This is a genomic window from Shewanella sp. M-Br (genome assembly GCF_036245925.1).
GTDB classification, from domain to species: Bacteria; Pseudomonadota; Gammaproteobacteria; order Enterobacterales; family Shewanellaceae; genus Shewanella; species Shewanella oncorhynchi.
This window is the reverse complement of sequence record NZ_BJBV01000025.1, coordinates 58,071-76,488: the sequence shown is the minus strand read 5'-3', so window position 1 is coordinate 76,488 and position 18,418 is coordinate 58,071. Positions and strand designations below refer to the sequence as shown.

Below are 18,418 nucleotides of genomic sequence, written 5' to 3'. Positions count from 1 at the left end.
ATCTGTACTGTAGCAGCTCAATCCCTTCAATTCATCCGCTTGTTTACATAAAAGTTACAAAAAAATACAGGCAATAAAAAAGCGCTCAAGTGAGCGCTTTTTTAATCGACAGCTAAATTACTTTTTCTTTGCTTTTGGGTTTGGCAAATCAGTAATAGAACCTTCGTACATTTCAGCCGCTAAGCCTACTGATTCGTGCAGTGTTGGGTGAGCGTGAATGGTTAATGCTAAATCTTCAGCATCACAACCCATTTCAATCGCTAGACCGATTTCGCCCAACAGCTCGCCGCCGTTAACACCCACAATAGCACCACCGATCACGCGGTGAGTGTCTTTGTCGAAAATCAGCTTAGTCATACCTTCAGAACAATCTGACGCAATCGCACGACCACTTGCAGCCCATGGGAAAGTTGCGGTTTCGTAAGCAATACCTTGCTCTTTCGCTTCTTTCTCAGTCAGACCAACCCAAGCGACTTCTGGGTCAGTGTAAGCAATTGATGGGATGACTTTTGGATCGAAGTAGTGCTTCATGCCAGCGATAACTTCAGCCGCTACATGGCCTTCGTGCACGCCTTTGTGAGCCAACATTGGTTGACCAACGATGTCGCCGATAGCATAAATGTGCGGTACGTTAGTACGCAGTTGCTTATCAACCTTGATAAAGCCACGCTCATCAACGTTAACACCTGCTTTTTCAGCATCTAACGACTTACCATTAGGTGCACGGCCAATAGCCACTAATACGGCATCGTAACGAACAGCTTCAGTTGGCGCGCTCTTACCTTCCATAGAAACATAAATACCGTCTTCACGGGCTTCGACCGCTGTGACTTTAGTTTCAAGGATCAGGTTGAACTTCTTCTTGATTTGCTTAGTAAATACGCGAACCACATCTTTATCAGCCGCAGGGATCACTTGGTCGAACATCTCAACCACGTCGATTTGGCTACCTAAAGAAGCGTACACAGTACCCATTTCTAGACCGATAATACCGCCACCCATCACTAACAACTTGCCTGGAACTTCTTTCAGTTCTAATGCGTCAGTCGAATCCCAAATACGTGGATCTTCATGCGGAATAAATGGCAGTTTGATTGGACGAGAACCCGCAGCAATGATCGCTTGCTCGAAAGTCACTTTAGTCACAGTGCCATCTTCAGCAGTCACTTCTAGCGTGTTAGGGCCAGTGAATTTACCAAAACCGTTAACCACGTTAACTTTACGCATTTTGGACATGCCGCCCAATCCGCCAGTTAATTGGCCAATGACTTTTTCTTTAAAGCCACGTAACTTATCTAAATCGATAGTTGGCTCGCCGAAGACCACACCGTGAGCGGCAACCGCTTTGGCTTCTTCGATAACTTTAGCAACGTGCAGTAAGGCTTTAGATGGGATACAACCCACGTTAAGACACACTCCACCTAAAGTGCTAAAACGTTCAACTATGATGGTTTCCAGACCTAAGTCAGCAGCACGGAAAGCCGCAGAATAACCTGCAGGACCTGCACCTAATACCACTACCTGAGTTTTGATTTCGTTACTCATGTTTTCCTCTAATTCTCATTCAATCCGTTGGAGGAGCTATCCTGCCAACCGAAAATGCGCCAGCGCGTAAGGTGGGCGCATTTTAACCTGTGTTTGATACTGATCACAATAAACAAAAGGCTGCTCAAGATGAGCAGCCTTATATGCTTACAGAACCAAAGTACGAATATCGGACAGAATTCCTGACAGCGTCACACTAAAACGTGCAGCCATGGCACCATCGATCACGCGGTGATCGTATGACAGTGACAGCGGCAACATCAATTTAGGTTCGAACTCTTTACCATTCCACTTAGGCTTAATTTCAGATTTAGACACACCTAAAATCGCCACGTCTGGGTAGTTCACGATAGGCGTAAACGCCGTACCGCCAATACCACCTAAACTTGAAATGGTGAAACAGCTACCTTGCATATCAGCAGATTTCAGCTTGCCATCACGGGCACGGATAGAGATATCAGCCAGTTCACGAGATAACTCGATAATGCCTTTCTTATCCACGTCACGCACGACTGGCACAACCAAACCGTTTGGCGTATCAACCGCCACACCGATGTGGAAATACTTTTTCTGGATCAGTGATTCGCCATCAGAGCTTAAGCTCGAGTTGAACACAGGGAACTGTTGCAACGTTTTAGCCACAGCTTTCAGCATAAACACTAAAGGCGTGATCTTGTAATCGGCTTTTTTCTTCGCCGCTACATCGTTTTGCTGCTTGCGGAACTCTTCCATTTCAGTGATATCAGCTTCATCGAACTGAGTCACGTGAGGGATAGTCACCCAGTTGCGGTGTAAGTTAGGGCCAGAAATCTTCTGGATACGGCTTAATGGAATCTCTTCCACTTCACCAAACTTACTGAAATCAACTTTAGGTGCTGCAATCACTTGCAGACCGCCGCCATTACCTGAACCAACAGAAGTTGCCGCAGTCGCTTTCGGACGCGACAGTTCGTATTTAACATACGCCTGTACGTCTTCTTTCATGATGCGACCTTTACGGCCAGAACCTGTCACTTGGGTCAAGTCGACACCAAACTCACGGGCTAAACGACGTACAGCAGGAGACGCATGTACCGCACCAGTAGACACAGGTGTACCTGCGCTTGGGTGATGGGGTACTGGTGGACGGCTTGCAGGTGCAGCAACGGGTGCCGCGCTCACTGGAGCAGGAGCCGCCGCTTGTGCAGCAGGTGCTGGAGCACTTGCTGTTGCAACAGAAGTCGTCTCAATCGTCGCAATGACGCTACCTTGCGAAACCTTGTCACCCACTTTAACAGTCAAAGACAGCAGTTTACCGGCGAATGGCGCAGGCACTTCCATGGTGGCTTTGTCAGTTTCAAGCGTAATCAAACCTTGGTCGGCAGTGATTTCATCACCGACAGAGACGAGCACTTCGATCACATCGACATTGCTGGCATCGCCAATATCCGGCACTTGAATTTCTTTTACCGCAACCACACTTGCCGCTGGTGCAGCAGGTGCAGCAGGTGCTGCAGGTGCTGCGGCCACTGGCGCTACCGTAGCGGCAGGAGCAGCCTGAGCCACAGTTGCAGCTGGCGCGCTAACGCTTGGAGCCACAGCAGGTGCAGCACCGCCCACTTCAAGCATGATGACTAAAGAGCCTTGCGACACTTTATCGCCAACCGCAACTTTAACGTCTTTAACCACACCCGCGAAAGGTGATGGCACGTCCATCGTCGCTTTGTCTGTTTCTAGGGTAATTAAACCGCTATCAACTTCAATCTTGTCACCGACAGCAACCAGGACTTCGATAACCGATACATCAGTGTCGCCACCGATATCTGGTACTGTCACTTCAACCACTTTGGTTGCGCCCGTCGCAGGAGCTGCAGCCACAGTGGCAGGAGCCGCTTGAACCGGAGCAGATGCTGGTGCCGCCTGAGCGGGTGCCGCAACTGGAGCCGGAGCGGCAGCTGCCGCGCCCGCTGCTTGCATCATAGCAATCAAAGTACCTTCAGATACTTTATCGCCCACAGCCACTTTCAATTCGGCTAAAACACCGGCGAAAGGCGCTGGAATATCCATAGTCGCCTTGTCGCTTTCGACGGTAAGAATCGATTCTTCTGCAGCTAAGGTATCACCCACAGCCACACAAATTTCGATCACTTGCACTTCATCGCCGCCGATATCAGGAACAAAAACTTCTTTTAATTCAGCCATTTTCATTGCCTCTTACGCGTACTGTGGATTGATCTTGTCAGCGTCGATACCATATTCTTTAATGGCTTTTGCTAACACATCGACAGGCAGCTCTTTGCGATCAACCAGTGATTTCAGTGCCGCAATAACGATGAACTTAGCATCCACTTCGAAGTGGTGACGCAGATTCTCGCGGCTGTCTGAACGACCGAAACCGTCAGTACCTAACACTTTGTAATCGGTAGGAATATAAGCACGTAACTGTTCGCCGTAAATCTTCATATAGTCAGTCGCGACGATTGCAGGCGCATCACTTGAAATCACTTGGCTGATATAGGCTTGTTTTGGCGTTTCGGTTGGGTGCAGCATGTTCCAACGCTCAGCGGCTTGACCATCACGAGTCAATTCGTTAAAGCTGGTCACACTGAATACGTCGGCAGTAATACCAAAGTCTTTCGCCAGTGCTTGCGCCGCTTTACGGGTTTGTTCAAGGATAGTGCCACAGCTCATTAACTGAACTTTGCCTTTACCTGAACCCGCAACCGTTTCTAACTTGTAGATACCTTTCACTATGCCCACTTCCGCACCTTCTGGCATGGCTGGTTGCTCATAGTTTTCGTTCATTGTGGTCAAGTAGTAGAAGATATCTTCTTGATTTTCACCGTACATACGACGGATACCATCTTGTACCACAACAGCGATTTCGTAACCGTATGTTGGATCGTAAGTAATACAGTTAGGGATAGTGTTCGCCAATACGTGGCTGTGACCATCTTGATGCTGTAAACCTTCGCCGTTAAGCGTTGTACGACCTGAAGTGCCACCGACTAAGAAACCACGAGCACGCATGTCACCCGCAGCCCAAGCCATGTCGCCAATACGTTGGAAACCGAACATTGAGTAGTAGATGTAGAACGGGATCATAGGTGTATCGTTGACTGAGTAGCTCGTCGCTGCTGATACCCATGAAGACATAGCGCCGAGTTCGTTAATCCCTTCTTGCAATACTTGGCCGGTTTTATCTTCACGGTAGTAAGCAACTTGGTCAGAATCCTGCGGAATATATTTTTGGCCTTCGTGAGCATAAATACCCACTTGACGGAACAAACCTTCCATACCGAAAGTGCGAGCTTCGTCAGGAATAATTGGCACAATATTTTTGCCAATTTTCTTGTCTTTCAGCAGGGCTGTCAGAACACGAACGAATGCCATAGTCGATGAAATTTCACGGCCGTTAGAGCCCTGTAAAATCGAATCGAAAATCTTCAGTGACGGCACTTCCATCTCTTCAGTGAACTTTTGACGACGTTGTGGCACGCTACCATGCAGCGCTTCACGACGGCTCATCATGTACTTCACTTCTTCAGAATCTGGACCTGGGTGATAGAAAGGCAGATCTTCTAACTGGTCATCTGGGATCGGAATATTGAAACGATCGCGGAAGTAACGGATAGACTCGATACCCATTTTCTTCACGTTGTGAGCGATGTTTTTACCTTCACCCGCATCACCTAAGCCATAACCTTTTACAGTTTTAGCTAAAATCACCGTTGGGCGACCTTTGGTTTTTTGTGCGTGATCTAAGGCAGCGTACACTTTCACTGGATCATGACCGCCACGGTTTAAGCGCCAAATGTCATCATCTGACATGTTAGCAACCATTTCGGCCGTTTCAGGATACTTACCAAAGAAGTGTTCGCGAGTATAAGCGCCACCTTTGGCTTTACAGTTTTGGTATTCACCGTCAACGGTTTCTTCCATTAACTGCAGTAACTTACCGCTTGTATCACGGGCCAATAATGGATCCCAGTAACGACCCCAAATCACTTTGACCACTTCCCAGCCTGCGCCGCGGAATTCGCCTTCAAGTTCTTGGATGATCTTACCGTTACCACGTACAGGGCCATCAAGACGCTGTAAGTTACAGTTAACGATGAAGACTAAGTTATCTAATTCTTCACGGGCCGCTAAACCAATCGCACCTAAGGCTTCTGGCTCGTCACACTCACCGTCACCTAAGAAACAGTAAACGGTTTGTGCTGAACAATCTTTCAGACCACGGTCAGTCAGATATTTCAGGAAACGCGCCTGATAAATCGCTTGGATAGGGCCTAAGCCCATAGAAACTGTTGGGAATTGCCAGTAATCCGGCATCAGTTTTGGATGTGGGTATGAAGACAGACCCTTGCCATCCACTTCTTGACGGAAGTTAGCCAGTTGGTCTTCGCTTAAACGACCTTCTAAGAATGAACGCGCATAAATACCAGGAGCAATATGGCCTTGGAAATACACTAAATCGCCACCGTCTTTTTCATTGGGTGCGCGGAAGAAGTGGTTAAAACATACGTCATAAATAGTCGCGCTTGAGGCGAAGCTTGAAATATGGCCGCCTAATTCTAAATCTTTCTTAGAACCACGAAGCACCATAGCTAAAGCGTTCCAACGGATGATGGCGCGAATGCGACGTTCCATCTCTTGGTTGCCAGGCATGTGCGGCTCTTGACCCGCAGGGATAGTGTTCAGGTAAGCCGTTGTGGCGTTATAAGGCAAGTGAGTGCCATTACGACGCGCTTTATCGATCAGCTTTTCTAGTAAAAAATGCGCGCGCTCTGGGCCTTCCTGTTCCAACACGGCTTGCAGGGCATCAACCCATTCCTGAGTCTCTAACGGATCTACGTCTTGTAGCATATCTTCAGACATGACACTGTCCTTCTCTATATACATGATAATGAATGGTGTTTGCGGCATATTCCGATTTAGCTGGCAGCTAAATCACAGAACTTAAGCGCCACTCTTTAAACGGCGCAAGCTTCGCTGCAACCGGCTATCTTCTTCCCGCACAGATAACATCACCTCTTCGATGTAACTTAAGTGTTCATTCGAGGCTTCTCTGGCGGCGTCGGGATCACGACGAACGATGGCAGCGAGCAAGGCCCGTCTGTGATCGTTAGCCATAGTAGAAGCTTCTTCGCGGCGGCTTAAAAGCTCCAGGTTTTGCGCCACATTTTGATGCAGCACAGGGGTTAAACTAAGAACGAGGTGTAACATAGCCACGTTATGTGACGCTTCCGCCACAGCACGATAAAAACGCACAATCGCAGCAGCTTTTTGTTCGATATCGGTGGCGGCTTCCACCTCGAGGATCATACGCTTGATATTTTGCATATCGGCGTCGGTACCACGCAGGGCCGCAAAATAGGCCATCATGCCTTCGGTGGCATGGCGGAACTCCAGTAAGTCGTACTGACTCTCTGGATCTGAATTCATCAGTTCAACAATAGGATCGGCAAGGGTCTGCCAGAGTTGTTCTTTGACATAAGTACCACCGCCTTGGCGGCGCATTAACAGTCCTTTTGCCTCAAGCTTTTGAATAGCTTCACGCAAAGAAGGTCGAGACACTTCAAACTGGATCGCCAGTTCGCGTTCAGGCGGTAACTTCTGACCGGGCTGTAAACTCCCCTCTAAGATCATTTGCTCTAATTGCGCCATGATCACGTCAGAAATTTTTGGCTGATTAATTTTACTATAGGCCATCAGGCGCTCAGCTCCGTTGTAAATTGGTCTTACCAATTTTTTTGAGTGAGCGCACTTTATCAAATCAGCGTTTTGATGTCCAGATTGAAGATCACTCCTTAAAAGCGATCTCGATCAAAAGCACCCACGAAGAGAGAGCATAGCGGAAAAAAATGTTTATGGGGTCAGACCATTTGACAAAAGCACGGACTTCGCCCACTAGGCGCTGCCAAAAGCGCAGCGGATAGATTCTAGACTAGAAGGAGCACAACGACACCCTAGCAGCGAAGCGTTCTCGATTCTCGCTGCGAAGCGTCCTTCTTTTAACTCACCAATCCAAAAATGGTCAGTAATGAAAGTACTGCAACAATAAGTGTAAAGTTACGTTTACTGAGTACTAATAATGCTAAGGTTGATTGTACACATATAGGTGCACTTGCGACCTCAGGTAAAGGTTGTGCCGCTAATGCCGTTTCAGCCACCACAGTGTGAGCGCTCACATTTAAGGTCAACCCATTACGGCGCCACGCCGCTAAACCTTCACTAAATTGACCACTTAAGGCATAACCAAAGGCGAAAATCCGGCTCGGTAACCAATCCAGTAGCGTAATCACTTCGTTGACTAAGGGTAGCTCTAGGGATTTACGGGCATTCTCTTCGGCATAAAAACGTACCGTGCAATACAGTACCGCACCGACTGGACCTAAAAAAATGAAAAACAGCGCCACTGCACCATAATAACGATAGTTAATCCAAGCAACACTTTGGCCCACTTTGGCACCAAGGTCTTTCTCGGATACAGCATCTAAACACTCGCTACAATCGAGTTCGGCGGCATAATGGTAACAAGCTTGGACGTCTGAGCGGCAAGCCGCTTGCATATATTTTTTGAAAATATCACGCTGCTTCTGATGGTTAAAACAAACCACGGCCACAACAATCCATAGGGCTAAACTTAATAAGCCCCAAAACATTCCCGCCACTAACCAAGATAAAACATATACCAACAAGGCTGGTAGCACTAACGCCAACGCCATCATCACGCTTGTCAGTGACGCTTTATCACCAAAAAATGTTGTCTGATAGGATTGCAGTAAACGATCAAATTGCCATGATGAAGGAAGAAATTTAAGTCGCTCCACTAAAATAGCAATTAACAATGAAAACAATGCCATCTGTCATACTCCTTGTAAAATGGTTACAGATAACGGAACTCTGCGCTTACCGATTAAAGTTTACCGATAACGGAACGTTCGCTGGCTCACTCACAGAACGCTGCGCTTACCGTAAGGGCGAAGCACGTTCCGTCATCCGTAAGTCGCGCAGCGACGTTCTGTTATCCCTGTGAAATCCGTGAGTCGCGCAGCGTTTCTAAATACCTTGTCCAATCAAAACTTTGCCCTGGGTCCGTTTTCCGCATTGGCGCAATATCACAATGACCCACAATCCGTTCAATACTCAGCAATGGATATTCTACCAGTAGGGCTTGTGTTAACTCGATGAGTGACTGATATTGCTCAGGAGTGTAAGGCTCAGTATCTGTGCCTTCCAGTTCAATACCAATGGAAAAATCATTACAATTCTCTCTCTCACCATAACGAGACACCCCAGCATGCCAAGCCCTGTCATTACAGCTTACATATTGGACACGCTCGCCATTGCGGCGGATCAAAAAGTGCGCCGACACTTGCAAGCCCTGCAACGGTGCAAAGCTGGAATCGGCATTAGTATCTAAACACCCTTGAAATAATTGATCAATGTAAGGTAATCCAAAGCAGCCTGCGGGCAGACTAATATTGTGGATCACTAACAAACTCACTTCATTCAAGGGACGTTGATTAAAATGTGGCGACTCACAACGCCTCGCACTATCACACCAACCCGAATCAAACCGCATTATGAGCTTATCCTCTATGCCACATATACTGCTTACTCTAACAGTATTCCTCCAAGCAAAGAAGAAACCCTGCGCACGGAACTTACTGACTGAGCTATCTTTTAACATTGAGATCATGGAGCAAACCATCCACTATCAATTTAAATAAGGCTGCAGCTTACTCCTTTTACTCAATCTTCCAACCTGTTCCGTGAGACCTAAGGCCGTGGTAATCTTAACCTAAAATGCAAGTAGGCCGTAATGCAAGGACTCCGCTTATGTTAGAAAACGATATCCGCCAATCAGTAAAATCAGCCCTCAGAGAAGACTTAGGTGGCACTGAAATCAACGATCAAACCAAAGCCATCGCTTATGGCGACATCACAGCAATGTTGATCCCCGCCGATAAGTACGCTGAAGCCACTTTAATCACCCGTGAAGAAGGCGTTTTTTGTGGTAAGGCATGGGCAGAGCAGGTTTTTAACCAACTCGGTGGTGAAGTCGCACTGCATTGGCATGTAGATGATGGCGATCTAGTATTACCCAACCAGCTATTATGTGAATTATCAGGTCCTGCGCGCGCTATTCTCACTGGCGAACGCACGGCAATGAACTTTATCCAAACACTTTCTGGTGTTGCCACCTTAACCAAACATTATGTCGATAAACTGGCGGGGACTCACACTCGTTTGTTAGATACTCGCAAGACAATTCCAGGCCTACGCACGGCACAAAAATATGCCGTCACCTGCGGTGGCGGAAAAAACCATCGTATTGGTTTATATGATGCTTTTTTGATTAAAGAAAACCACATTATGGCCTGTGGCGGTATTCGCCAAGCCGTAGATACCGCCCGCAGCTTGTACCCGAATAAACCCGTTGAAGTCGAAGTGGAGTCACTCGAAGAGCTCGCCTTAGCACTCGACTCTGGCACAGATATCATAATGTTAGATAACTTCGACATCACTAAGATGGTCGAAGCGGTTGAAATGAACAATCAATATAAAGCTAAAGGCGCCGGCGCTAAGCTCGAAGTCTCTGGTAATGTCACCTTAGATACCTTAGCCGAATTCGCCAAAACAGGGGTGGACTATATCTCAGTTGGCGCACTCACTAAGCATGTTCGCGCCTTAGATTTATCACTCAGATTAAAAGCTTAAAACCGCTGGATGTTAGCTGGTAGTGGAATGTTCTCGCAAAGTACCGTAAGCACATTCCACTCATAAAATATTAAGGCGAAATGCATTTTTTGTAGGACTCCTCCAAACCAAATGTGAAATCGTGCCAGCACTATCATACTCAGCATTCACCCTCACGATTCCCCCACCCCGTCACCATTTCATGTCACCAATTTGACAACATAGAGACACACGCCAGCTAAACAGATATTGTCAAAAAGTTGTTATAACCTAATATGTCGATAAGTTAGCCTTTTATACAAAAACAACACTTTATTAGTACTTTATACTTAATTTTTGTTTCCTTTTACCTAACTTTGTACTAACTTTTACCAAGGCGAGATGGCCGTTTGGTCAACCTCACCTAAGGTCAGCACTGGGATTCTTTTTAAAATTGCCTAGTTCACGTTTTTTGAGAGGCATATTTTTGAAAACGTTAGCCTAAGGTGCGGTTGCCGAAACAATTTATTCAAACAAGCGCTAACCCAGCATTAACTTAGTGCTAATTTAGCAAAACTAGCTTGGATAAATCAGCATGAGTCATTACACATGGGTCATTCAAGATCATCGGTGTACTGTTAATGTTATATAGATCATATAAATGATTTTATTGACATAAATGAGTAATAAAGTTTGATGAGATAAAACAATTTATAGAGTAAAACAGCGGTTAGGTTAAACACTCTATTCAACCACAGTAAGTCACTAAATAGTTAGCTGGAGAGAAAAATGAAGGCCATGAATTTAAAGAAACAAGCTCAGGGTTTTACTCTGATCGAACTGATGATCGTTGTCGCCATTATCGGTATTTTGGCAGCTGTAGCATTGCCAGCTTATCGTGATTATGTTGCAGCGGCACACGGTGGAGCAGCAATGAAAGTTACAAGTGCTTATACCTCAAAAGCATTGACTTGTGTTCAAACAGGAGTCGCCTGTGACTCAATAGCTAAAGATGTTACCGATGTTGCAGCGTTAACAATATCAGCTGGTGGTCCATTTGCTGAAAGTACTGGTGGTACTCTAGCGTATGATGAAGGCTCATGCGTTATTAGTGCAGAGATCAAAAATGATGGTCAAATTGTGTATACAGCCAAAGCGACTAACGCAGCTGGTTCAGTAACTGATGCACAGTGCAAAGATGGAGCTGGCATCAAGTAAATATACTGCTCTTTAATTTTATTGGATGAACCGAAGAGAGTACTGCTCTCTTTGGTTATTTAACTTTCGTAATCTTTCTCGGATTTGTTATGCCCACAACTGGCCTTCATTTAGGTTTATCTACCCTATTTATACGAAAAGGTCTGCTAAATGAAGAGCAGATGGCGAATGCCATCACAAAATCCCGTCAAAATAAGCAAGCGTTGGTAAGCACTTTAGTACAAAGTAAACTCATTTCAGCCCGTGCCATTGCCGAGCTTTGCTATGAGGAATATGGCACGCCGCTACTCGATCTCAATGAATTTGATCTTGCTTCGATTCCTGAGGACTTCCTCAATAAAAAACTCATTGAAAAGCACCGCTGCTTACCGCTATTTAAACGGGGAAATCGCCTCTATATAGGCACATCCGACCCGACCAATATTGCTGCCCTCGAAGATTTCCAATTTAGTGCAGGCTTGCACGCCGAAGCGATTCTAGTTGAAGAAGATAAACTAGCCAAAGCACTGGAGAAAATTCTCGAAGTAGATATTAGCGGCCTAGATTTAGGCGGTATGGATGAAGCGGCTTTAGCCAATATTGAAATAACAGATACCGACAGACGCAATGAAGAGTCAACGGGTGAGAGTAGCGATGATGCACCTATTGTTATCTATATCAATAAAATTCTAACCGATGCGATTCGTAAAGGAGCCTCGGATTTACACTTTGAACCCTATGAGAAGCGCTACCGCATTCGTTTTCGCATCGACGGTATTTTACACGAAGTCTCTGAACCGCCGATAAGTCTCGCCGGCCGTTTATCGGCTCGGTTAAAGGTAATGTCAAAACTTGATATCGCCGAACGTCGCGTGCCACAAGACGGCCGAATCAAGATGAAACTTTCCCGCACTAAGTCCATCGACTTTCGGGTAAGCACTCTACCTACCCTGTGGGGCGAAAAAATTGTAATGCGGATCTTGGATTCATCCTCCGCACAATTGGGCATTGAAAAGCTTGGCTACGAGCCCGACCAAGAAAACCTTTACCTTGAGATGTTAGCAAAACCCCAAGGGATGATTTTAGTGACCGGCCCAACAGGCTCAGGTAAAACCGTCTCACTCTATACTGGGTTAAATATTCTCAATACTGAAGAGCGTAATATTTCTACCGCCGAAGATCCGGTAGAAATAAACCTTGAAGGCGTAAACCAAGTCCACATTAACTTAAAAGCCGGCCTCACTTTCGCCTCCGCTTTACGTTCATTCCTACGCCAAGATCCCGATGTGGTGATGGTGGGTGAAATTCGCGATCTTGAAACCGCCGAAATAGCCATTAAAGCGGCGCAAACGGGACACTTAGTGTTATCGACCTTACACACAAACTCGGCTGCCGAAACATTGACTCGTTTAATCAATATGGGCGTGCCAGGTTATAACATCGCCAGCTCAGTTAACCTGATTATTGCCCAGCGTTTGGCACGTCGACTTTGCCCCGAATGTAAGCAAGCTGAAATCATCCCTGAGCATGAACTATTACGTTTAGGTTTTGCCCAAGCACAAATTACACAAGGTTTTACCACCTTTAAACCTGCGGGCTGCGAGCATTGCTCCGGCGGCTACAAAGGCCGGGTTGGTATTTACGAAGTGATGAAGATGTCCGATGAAATAGCGCGTACTATCATGGAAGGCGGTAACTCCTTACAAATCGCCTCCCAAGCTAAAGCGCAAGGAATGCGGGATTTGCGTCAATCAGGATTATTGAAAGTAATCCACGGTGTTACTAGCATCGCAGAAGTCAATCGCGTAACGAGTTTTTAAGAGTAGAGCACTACAAAGAGCGCCCTGCTTTTACAACCTAACAGAGATTATTTATGGCTACGGCAACAACAGTAAGAAAGTCTCGCGGCAAAAAAAACGAGCAAAAAAGCCAGCCCAAAATCTATACCTTCGAATGGAAAGGCGTAAATCGCGACGGTAAAAAAACGGCAGGAGAGCTTAGAGGTGCAACCGCAGCCGAAATCCGTAGCCAGCTTAAATCACAAGGAGTAAACCCTAAGAGCGTTCGTAAGCAATCATCTCCACTATTTAAGTTAGGTGAAGCCAATATCACCCCTATGGATATTGCCATGATGACCCGTCAAGTCGCGACTATGTTGGCGGCAGGCGTTCCTTTGGTAACGACATTTGAACTACTCGGCCGTGGTCATGAAAAAGCTAAAATGCGGGAATTACTGGGTACTATTTTAACCGACATTCAATCGGGTATTCCCTTATCCGATGCCATGCGCCCCCATAGACGTTACTTCGACGAACTTTATGTAGACTTAGTCGCCGCGGGTGAGCACTCTGGTTCACTCGATTTGGTTTTCGATCGCGTCGCAACCTATAGAGAAAAAACGGAAGCGCTCAAATCAAAAATTAAGAAAGCCATGTTCTATCCTGCAGCGGTCGTCATAGTCGCGCTTTTAGTCACGACATTGTTATTACTCTTTGTCGTACCTCAATTCGAGGAAATTTTTAAGGGCTTTGGTGCAGAACTACCCGCCTTTACGCAACTGGTACTGCATATTTCCCGCGGCTTACAATCCTCTTGGTACATCTTTTTAGCCGCCATTGTCAGCGGAGTATTTTTGTTTGTACGGGCGCACCGAAACTCGCAAATGGTGAGAGATAGAGTAGACGAAGCCGTGCTAAAAATCCCTGCCATTGGACCGATTTTGCACAAAGGTGCCATGGCTCGTTTCGCCCGTACCTTAGCTACCACATTTGCTGCAGGTGTGCCGTTAATTGATGGCTTAGAATCCGCCGCTGGCGCATCGGGTAATGCAGTTTATCGCAAAGCCATATTGAATATTCGCCAAGAGGTAATGGCGGGGATGCAAATGAATGTCGCGATGCAAACCACAGGGCTTTTCCCCGATATGCTAGTGCAGATGGTGATGATAGGCGAAGAATCCGGCTCGCTGGATAACATGCTCAATAAAGTCTCAACCATATATGAAATGCAAGTAGACGATGCGGTTGATGGTTTATCAAGCCTAATTGAACCTATTATGATGGTAGTCATAGGTACTGTGGTCGGCGGGTTAATTGTCGCTATGTATCTTCCTATCTTCCAAATGGGTAAAATCGTCAGTTAATTCATTCGATTCAAATAAAATAAGAAAACTAAATGTCAGAATTTATCTCTCTTTTGGGCCACTCTTTTGATCAGAGTCCTTGGCTCTTTATTACGCTAAGCTTTATTTTTGCCGCCACCATAGGCAGTTTTTTAAACGTAGTAATCCACAGATTTCCTGTGATGATGAAACGGGAATGGCAGCAAGAATGTAATCAGTATTTGCAGGAATACCACGCTGAGATAGTCACAAAAATCGGTATTGATAAACTCAATACACCTATAGATAGCTTCCCCGAAAAATATAATCTCGTGGTGCCGGGCTCAGCCTGCCCTAAGTGCAAAACGTCGATTAAACCTTGGCATAATTTACCTGTATTCGGCTGGTTAATGCTCAAGGGAAAATGCGCCGCCTGTCACGCCCCCATTTCCGCCCGCTACCCAATAATTGAATTCATCACAGGGCTACTTGTTGCGACTTTAGCGTGGCACTTTGGTCCAAGCTGGCAATTTGTCTTTGCGAGCATACTGACATTTGTACTTGTCGCCCTTACTGGTATCGATCTTGATGAGATGCTGCTGCCAGATCAAATGACGTTACCGTTAATTTGGCTCGGCTTGATCATCAATCTAAATCATACCTTTGCGAGCCCAACCGATGCCGTTATCGGTGCAGCAGCTGGCTATTTAAGCTTGTGGTCCATTTTTTGGCTATTTAAGATCCTCACTGGCAAGGAAGGCATGGGCTATGGCGACTTTAAACTGCTCGCCGTTTTCGGTGCTTGGCTCGGCTGGCAAATGCTGCCGCTGGTCATTTTACTTTCGTCCTTAGTCGGAGCTGTCGTCGGTATCACTATGATTGTCAGTAAACGCCTCAAGCAAGGTAATCCCATCCCATTTGGGCCTTATATTGCTGCCGCAGGCTGGATAGCCTTGCTATTTGGACAACAGATTGTTGATTGGTACCTATCAACACTGTAAAAGCTCGCAAACTAAGCACTGAGTTATCCGGAGTATGTTATGTCAAAGTTTATCGTTGGCCTTACTGGTGGCATAGGTAGCGGTAAAACGACTGTTGCCAATTTATTCGCCGCAGAAGGCATTACCTTAGTCGACGCCGATATTATTGCCCGCGACGTTGTCGCTCAGGGTTCAAAAGGACTTGAGGCCATCGTTAGCCATTTTGGCATTGAGATGTTAACACCTGAGGGTGAACTCGATCGCGCCAAACTGCGGCAACGGATATTTAGCCACCCTGAAGAACGTGAATGGTTAAACCGGCTATTGCACCCCATGATCCGTCAAGAAATGCTAGAGCAGGTAGAAAAAGCAACCTCAGCCTATGTAATTATGGTCGTGCCCTTGCTATTTGAGAACGGGTTAGATAGGTTAGTCAATCGGACTTTAGTGGTGGATATTTCGCCTGAGTTGCAAATCAGCCGCACCATAAAAAGGGACAATGTTGATGCATCTCAAGTAAATAACATCATTAACAGCCAATTGAGCCGCAGCGAAAAACTCGCCCGAGCCGACGACATTATTGATAATCAGGGAGAGATATCAACCTTAAAACGAGAGGTGCTAGCATTGCACCAACGCTATTTACAACTATCTGGTACTCATAACGCCCATGACTGAATTAGTTTACGAACAGCCCCTAAACGAGAAAATTCGCAGCTACTTGCGGCTCGAATACCTCGATAAACAGCTGCAAAGTAACCTAAGCAATGACCACCAACATAGATGTTTTTATCCGCTGTTTTCCCTCTGTGAATTGTCCGAACGCTGCGATTATCGCAATGAAGTATTAAAAGATATTGAGCGGCACTTGCTGCAACTGAACAAATGGCAAGAATTAGATCACGTCGACCACCAGCAAATCAATATCTATATCAACGCCCTCACCCAAGCCCGCGAACCGTTACAAAAGCCTGAACGCTTCGGCAGCCAATTAAAACAAGACAAATTTATTTCCGCACTTCGACAACGCTTCGGCATGCCAGGTGCTTGCTGTAACTTCGACCTACCGCAACTGCATTATTGGCTATCTAAACCTTGGGAAGAAAAACAGCACGATTATCGCTCTTGGATAGCGCATTTCGAACCTTTACTTACCCCGATCACGTTACTACTTCAACTTACTCGTAGCACGTCCCATTACGACAATGCCGTTGCCCACGCAGGCTTTTATCAAGGTGACAGTGCCCAAGCACTTGCTTTGGTAAGGGTTAAAGTCGATGCATCCCACGGGTGTTATCCTACGATTAGCGGCCATAAAAACCGTTTCGCTATCCATTTTGTGCAGTTTGAACAACAACGCCACTCCGACCGTTCAATTGATTTCTTACTGGCTACCTGTGCATGAAGCCTTTACACTAATGGCCTGAAAGACATTCGTATTGGCGGCCGCTTTATCGCCGTTAACCAAGAGAACAATTATGCCATTGACCGTTAACTGCCCTATCTGCAAAGCCCCTGTCGAGTGGGTGCCACAATCTGCATTTAAACCTTTTTGCAGCGAGCGCTGTAAGTTGATCGACCTCGGTGATTGGGCGTCAGAAAAACACGTCATCCCAGTCAAAGCCGAGTTTGATCCAGAAGCATTTGATGAATTTGATCTCGATGAAGGCGATTTTTTTAAAGAGTAATTTTGGGGTTGCACACGAATAACTCAGCTCAAGCCTTTAATGCACTTACTTTTACCCACTCATTAATCGATAAATATTATGACTAAACGCATCCATGTTGCCGTCGGCATTATTACTAACTCGGCCGGTGAAATTCTGTTGGCAAAACGCCCAGATCATTTACATCAAGGTGGGAAATGGGAATTTCCTGGTGGTAAAGTTGAGACAGGCGAAACTGTCACTCAGGCATTGATCCGTGAACTCAAAGAGGAAGTCGCGCTCAATGTCACTGATAGTCAGCCATTTATGGCGTTGAGTTTCGACTATCACGATAAACAAGTGCTACTCGATATCCATTCAGTCACAGAATTTAACGGCACAGCTCAAGGCCTTGAAGGTCAGCTTATCGCTTGGGTCACTAAAACCGACTTAACCAATTACGACTTCCCAGAAGCTAATAAGCCTATTCTTGAAAAAATTCTGGCTCAGTAATCCAGCAATTTACCTTATCCTCTCAATGTGTTCTATCCCCGAATCGCGATTCGGGGATGAACTTTTTCAATGCCTTAACTCCGAAAAACATGTAATTATGTGATCGTTAAGCCGATAGATATTAGCAATGCGTGATCTTGCTTGCAGCAAATCAATTAATCGCTTTAATCGTATCCAGAATAATGTTTGAATCGAATTTCATTCTTTCTCTTCGATTTCGAGGGCGCATCATGCACAATAACGTTAAGGCATTCCTAGCCACTACCGCCTTATTTTTTAGTTGTCAGGTACTAGCCAATGGTGGCTGTGGATTTGAAGAACAACAACAGGGTTTAATTGCGACCTGCAGTGAGGAGAAACAAGAAGTGATTTTAACTGGCATAGTAGAAGCACAACATTTAGTCACAGATCTCAATGAGTTTACCGAAGGGTATAAAACCTATCAAGTCGATACCACTGCAATCACCCCGCTTAAAAGCATCGCTGAACCTACAGAAATTGTAGTGATCATTGGTACTTGGTGCCCAGATTGTCACCGGGAAACCCCGCGCTTTATCCGTATTATGGAAGAAGTCGCTAATCCCAATATTAAAGTGACCTATATTGGTGTCGACAGAACGAAAAAAGATCCCGAAGGCTTAGCTGCAAAATACGACTTTACCCGTATACCAACCTTTATTGTACTGCAACAAGGTAAAGAAGTTGGCCGCATCGTAGAGCGCCCAACGGTTTCCTTAGAAAAAGATCTCGCCGACTTATTGAAATAATCG

16 protein-coding genes are annotated in these 18,418 nt (G+C 45.9%); 10 read left to right on the top strand and 6 right to left on the bottom strand.

Annotation, left to right across the window (positions count from 1 at the left end):
* Positions 1–117: 117 nt before the first annotated feature.
* From lpdA to ampD, 6 genes are all read right to left on the bottom strand, one after another.
* Entirely contained in the window at positions 118–1,545 is a 1,428-nt protein-coding gene (gene lpdA / locus AAA952_RS18880; RefSeq protein ID WP_105250398.1) for a dihydrolipoyl dehydrogenase, read from the bottom strand.
* A gap of 147 nt (positions 1,546–1,692) precedes the next feature.
* Positions 1,693–3,726 carry a dihydrolipoyllysine-residue acetyltransferase gene (aceF, locus tag AAA952_RS18875; protein ID WP_338258839.1) on the bottom strand — a complete coding sequence of 678 codons (2,034 nt, stop codon included), beginning with the start codon at positions 3,724–3,726 and terminating at the stop codon, positions 1,693–1,695.
* A gap of 12 nt (positions 3,727–3,738) precedes the next feature.
* A complete protein-coding gene (aceE, locus tag AAA952_RS18870; protein WP_105250400.1) occupies positions 3,739–6,405 on the bottom strand; it encodes a pyruvate dehydrogenase (acetyl-transferring), homodimeric type in 2,667 nt (888 codons plus the stop codon).
* Between the two features lie 81 nt (positions 6,406–6,486).
* Entirely contained in the window at positions 6,487–7,239 is a 753-nt protein-coding gene (gene pdhR / locus AAA952_RS18865) for a pyruvate dehydrogenase complex transcriptional repressor PdhR (RefSeq protein ID WP_105250401.1), read from the bottom strand.
* Between the two features lie 302 nt (positions 7,240–7,541).
* On the bottom strand, positions 7,542–8,393 hold the full coding sequence (ampE, locus tag AAA952_RS18860; protein WP_338258838.1) for a beta-lactamase regulator AmpE: 852 nt from the start codon (positions 8,391–8,393) through the stop codon (positions 7,542–7,544).
* Between the two features lie 161 nt (positions 8,394–8,554).
* Positions 8,555–9,115, bottom strand: coding sequence for a 1,6-anhydro-N-acetylmuramyl-L-alanine amidase AmpD (gene ampD / locus AAA952_RS18855; protein WP_338258837.1), 561 nt, complete (start codon positions 9,113–9,115; stop codon positions 8,555–8,557).
* Between the two features lie 257 nt (positions 9,116–9,372).
* Between ampD and nadC the strand changes: the two genes are divergently transcribed.
* The 10 genes from nadC to AAA952_RS18805 all read left to right on the top strand — a co-directional run bounded on the left by nadC (position 9,373) and on the right by AAA952_RS18805 (position 18,415).
* Positions 9,373–10,254 carry a carboxylating nicotinate-nucleotide diphosphorylase gene (nadC, locus tag AAA952_RS18850; RefSeq protein WP_338258836.1) on the top strand — a complete coding sequence of 294 codons (882 nt, stop codon included), beginning with the start codon at positions 9,373–9,375 and terminating at the stop codon, positions 10,252–10,254.
* 747 nt (positions 10,255–11,001) lie between these two features.
* On the top strand, positions 11,002–11,430 hold the full coding sequence (locus AAA952_RS18845) for a type IV pilin protein (protein WP_338258835.1): 429 nt from the start codon (positions 11,002–11,004) through the stop codon (positions 11,428–11,430).
* An 89-nt stretch (positions 11,431–11,519) separates the two neighbouring features.
* Positions 11,520–13,229: a type IV-A pilus assembly ATPase PilB gene (gene pilB / locus AAA952_RS18840; protein ID WP_338258834.1), complete on the top strand. Its 1,710-nt coding sequence runs from the start codon at positions 11,520–11,522 to the stop codon at positions 13,227–13,229.
* Positions 13,230–13,282: 53 nt separating this feature from the next.
* Positions 13,283–14,551 (top strand): type II secretion system F family protein, encoded by a 1,269-nt coding sequence (locus AAA952_RS18835; protein WP_338258833.1) that lies wholly within the window; start codon positions 13,283–13,285, stop codon positions 14,549–14,551.
* A 32-nt stretch (positions 14,552–14,583) separates the two neighbouring features.
* A complete protein-coding gene (locus AAA952_RS18830) occupies positions 14,584–15,510 on the top strand; it encodes a prepilin peptidase (protein WP_338258832.1) in 927 nt (308 codons plus the stop codon).
* 39 nt (positions 15,511–15,549) lie between these two features.
* The gene (gene coaE / locus AAA952_RS18825; protein WP_338258831.1) at positions 15,550–16,167 is read left to right on the top strand and encodes a dephospho-CoA kinase; all 618 of its coding nucleotides are present in this window, start codon (positions 15,550–15,552) and stop codon (positions 16,165–16,167) included.
* Entirely contained in the window at positions 16,160–16,894 is a 735-nt protein-coding gene (gene zapD, locus AAA952_RS18820) for a cell division protein ZapD (protein ID WP_212601342.1), read from the top strand. The genes coaE and zapD overlap by 8 nt, the downstream gene beginning before the upstream one ends.
* A 73-nt stretch (positions 16,895–16,967) precedes the next feature.
* A complete protein-coding gene (gene yacG / locus AAA952_RS18815; protein WP_006083355.1) occupies positions 16,968–17,177 on the top strand; it encodes a DNA gyrase inhibitor YacG in 210 nt (69 codons plus the stop codon).
* A gap of 78 nt (positions 17,178–17,255) precedes the next feature.
* Positions 17,256–17,648 (top strand): 8-oxo-dGTP diphosphatase MutT, encoded by a 393-nt coding sequence (mutT, locus tag AAA952_RS18810; protein WP_338258830.1) that lies wholly within the window; start codon positions 17,256–17,258, stop codon positions 17,646–17,648.
* 230 nt (positions 17,649–17,878) lie between these two features.
* On the top strand, positions 17,879–18,415 hold the full coding sequence (locus AAA952_RS18805) for a thioredoxin family protein (protein WP_263204052.1): 537 nt from the start codon (positions 17,879–17,881) through the stop codon (positions 18,413–18,415).
* The last annotated feature ends 3 nt before the right edge of the window (positions 18,416–18,418 follow it).

What these genes read in the sequence shown, in the direction of transcription:
- lpdA (WP_105250398.1), bottom strand. Translation starts at nt 1,545, where the DNA reads ATGAGTAACGAAATCAAAACTCAGGTAGTGGTATTAGGTGCAGGTCCT.
- aceF (WP_338258839.1), bottom strand. Translation starts at nt 3,726, where the DNA reads ATGGCTGAATTAAAAGAAGTTTTTGTTCCTGATATCGGCGGCGATGAA.
- aceE (WP_105250400.1), bottom strand. Translation starts at nt 6,405, where the DNA reads ATGTCTGAAGATATGCTACAAGACGTAGATCCGTTAGAGACTCAGGAA.
- pdhR (WP_105250401.1), bottom strand. Translation starts at nt 7,239, where the DNA reads ATGGCCTATAGTAAAATTAATCAGCCAAAAATTTCTGACGTGATCATG.
- ampE (WP_338258838.1), bottom strand. Translation starts at nt 8,393, where the DNA reads ATGGCATTGTTTTCATTGTTAATTGCTATTTTAGTGGAGCGACTTAAA.
- ampD (WP_338258837.1), bottom strand. Translation starts at nt 9,115, where the DNA reads ATGCGGTTTGATTCGGGTTGGTGTGATAGTGCGAGGCGTTGTGAGTCG.
- nadC (WP_338258836.1), top strand. Translation starts at nt 9,373, where the DNA reads ATGTTAGAAAACGATATCCGCCAATCAGTAAAATCAGCCCTCAGAGAA.
- AAA952_RS18845 (WP_338258835.1), top strand. Translation starts at nt 11,002, where the DNA reads ATGAAGGCCATGAATTTAAAGAAACAAGCTCAGGGTTTTACTCTGATC.
- pilB (WP_338258834.1), top strand. Translation starts at nt 11,520, where the DNA reads ATGCCCACAACTGGCCTTCATTTAGGTTTATCTACCCTATTTATACGA.
- AAA952_RS18835 (WP_338258833.1), top strand. Translation starts at nt 13,283, where the DNA reads ATGGCTACGGCAACAACAGTAAGAAAGTCTCGCGGCAAAAAAAACGAG.
- AAA952_RS18830 (WP_338258832.1), top strand. Translation starts at nt 14,584, where the DNA reads ATGTCAGAATTTATCTCTCTTTTGGGCCACTCTTTTGATCAGAGTCCT.
- coaE (WP_338258831.1), top strand. Translation starts at nt 15,550, where the DNA reads ATGTCAAAGTTTATCGTTGGCCTTACTGGTGGCATAGGTAGCGGTAAA.
- zapD (WP_212601342.1), top strand. Translation starts at nt 16,160, where the DNA reads ATGACTGAATTAGTTTACGAACAGCCCCTAAACGAGAAAATTCGCAGC.
- yacG (WP_006083355.1), top strand. Translation starts at nt 16,968, where the DNA reads ATGCCATTGACCGTTAACTGCCCTATCTGCAAAGCCCCTGTCGAGTGG.
- mutT (WP_338258830.1), top strand. Translation starts at nt 17,256, where the DNA reads ATGACTAAACGCATCCATGTTGCCGTCGGCATTATTACTAACTCGGCC.
- AAA952_RS18805 (WP_263204052.1), top strand. Translation starts at nt 17,879, where the DNA reads ATGCACAATAACGTTAAGGCATTCCTAGCCACTACCGCCTTATTTTTT.